Origin of the sequence: Fulvivirga sp. (assembly GCF_040220315.1) — a bacterium.
GTDB lineage: Bacteria > Bacteroidota > Bacteroidia > Cytophagales > Cyclobacteriaceae > Fulvivirga.
In genome coordinates this window covers 1-2,318 of sequence record NZ_JAVJUY010000297.1, presented here as the reverse complement: position 1 = coordinate 2,318, position 2,318 = coordinate 1, and the positions used below count along the sequence as shown (strand labels likewise).

General features: G+C 38.0%; 2 protein-coding genes. Both read right to left on the bottom strand.

Features of this window, described 5'->3' with window-relative positions; genetic code table 11:
* Positions 1-1,069 (bottom strand): glycoside hydrolase family 2 protein (locus RLO81_RS15015; RefSeq protein ID WP_350113338.1); only part of this gene is annotated, 1,069 nt, incomplete at its 3' end.
* Positions 1,070-1,179: 110 nt separating this feature from the next.
* Positions 1,180-2,280, bottom strand: a complete 1,101-nt coding sequence (locus RLO81_RS15010) for a helix-turn-helix domain-containing protein (protein WP_350113335.1) — start codon at positions 2,278-2,280, stop codon at positions 1,180-1,182.
* Between the last annotated feature and the right edge of the window lie 38 nt (positions 2,281-2,318).

Sequence of the window (2,318 nt, the reverse complement as noted above, 5' to 3'; positions counted from 1 at the left end):
CGGCTTCTGCATAGCTGGATGCCCTTCCTTTGGCACCAATGGCCTCCTCATGAAGTGCAATTCCCTTAAGATAAATAGGCTTACCATTTAGTAATACCTGGCTACCTCGTACCTCTACGGTTCTAAAACCAATTCTGTCCGTAATTGAATCATCATTTGTGGATATTTTTACTTCGTATAACCTGGGATTTGATGGTGTCCAAAAGACAGGGTTTATATTGAAAGAGATTTGCGCTTTACCATCTTTTACGGCAAAGGATTTCTTCATCTTTAGTTCTTCTATCTCCACCATTACGTTACCAGACTCCATTCCATTTATTTTGACCCAACCTTCAACATTTTTACTGTTGCCTGTGCTAAGCTGCACCTTGTAATTCTCTATAAACGTTTTTGGTAATTCAACCAGCTTTACTTCACGGGTAATCCCACCGTAGTTCATCCAGTCTGTACTGGTAGTCGGAATATCTTCACTGGTTAGTGTGTTGTCACTTCGGATCACAATAAGGTTTTCTCCGTTCTTGAGATGATCTGTTACCTCACAATTGAATGAGGTATACCCTCCGGTGTGGCTGGCTATATGAACACCGTTGACATAAATCCTTGCTTTGTAATTGATAGCTCCAAAGTATAAATAGTACCTTTTATCAGGTTTCTTGTCCACAAAGAAGTCTCTTTTGTACCAGACTTTTCCATTGTAGAAAAATAACCTGGGGTCCTGTGTGTTCCAGTCGCCTGGCACTTGTAAGGTTAAGCCATTTTCAATGCTTAGTTCTATCAGTTCACCCGGACCAGGTTTATAATTTCTTTCCAGGAATTGGCCCATGTCATTTAATGAAAAAAGTGTTGGGTCGATTAGTGCATTCCAGGTTCCATCAAGAGACTGAGTTGTTCTGCTGGTGATATTTCCAATGAGCGGGGCCGTTGGAATTTCTGCTACTTTTTTTTGAACAAAGAGGTCCTGGCTAACTAATTGAACAGAGGAACTCAATGAAAGTGCGATGAATAGGACACCAGTCAATAGTCTGGTATTAAAAGGTGGTTTACTTTGGATAATTGTTGCTGCATTCATACTACATATTTTAAGGATATGATATTAAAAAACTGTAGTGTAAGATTAGCGGCACCTTTATTCAATAGCGTCCCAACGGACTTATTGGGACTTATTTAAAGAATAGAAGATTAATGAGTCTGGTTGGTTTTCTTTTCTGTTTGGTATTGAGAAGGGGTTTGTCCGGTTATTTCCCGAAATATTCTGTTGAAGGATGATTTTGAGTTGAAGCCTGCTTCAAGAGCTAATCCCAGCAAGGTGATATGTTTCCAGGCAGGGTCAACGAGTAATTTTTTAAATTCATTGACTCTGTATTCATTCACCAGTTGATAGAAGTTTTTACCAAAATGTTTATTGATTGTTTGCGACAGATTTTGACGGGAGATCTTCAAATCATCAATCATCATCTGCAAACTGTAATCGGGGGTCTTAAAGGGTTTTTTAGTTTCGAAATATTTTAAGATCAATGCGGCATATTGTTCAATGGTTTCGGGACTTAAACCTGAACCGTAATATTTATCATTGGTTTGCTCAGCTTTTGCCAGATTACTTTTTGAGTCAAAAATTATTGGCTGAAGCAATCCGAAAATCAGCAATAAGTATCCAAGAATAGCCAGGTTGAATTGGGTAAACCAATAATTAGCTGTTTCCGGGTTTTGTAACAAGCCACTGAAAAGGGGGACAGAAAAGAAGAGTATATTACTAACTAGAACTACCAACATAAATACCAGCACCCAGGTTAATGAATGCCTGTTGGATTTATTGGAAAAGTAATTCAGCATATTTTTCTGATGCCTGATCACAAGTACGAGTGTGGCAAGCCAATAGGATAAGATAGAAATTACAAAAACAAATAAAATTCCTATGATGAAGGGATATGGTGCTTCTCCGGAAAAGGATTCGGCATTGAGTGAATGAGGTAAATAAATAATTCTCAGGATACTTATCAAAACAAACGGAAGGCCATGCAAAAGATATTTCCATTTGAAGTAGAAATCAATCTTGATCAGGCTCTGGACATAGAAGTAGAAAATAGGTCCGAAAAGCATGAAAAACGGAGCAAATCCTATCTTGGTATAAGTGTAAAGACCTTCAGGAATTATATACCCTAAAAAGAAGTAGCTCAGTATCAAAAACCAAAAAGCCAGGATGTAATTTGAAGCGTGTTTGGGTTTTTTGAGCAAAAACACCAACCCACTTACTAAGGATTGCACCAGTCCTAGATAGAGCATCTATTAAGTCATTGAGTTAGTCAAATCGAAACTAATTT

Coding starts and splice junctions, on each gene's coding strand:
- RLO81_RS15010 (WP_350113335.1), bottom strand. CDS start 2,280: ATGCTCTATCTAGGACTGGTGCAATCCTTAGTAAGTGGGTTGGTGTTT.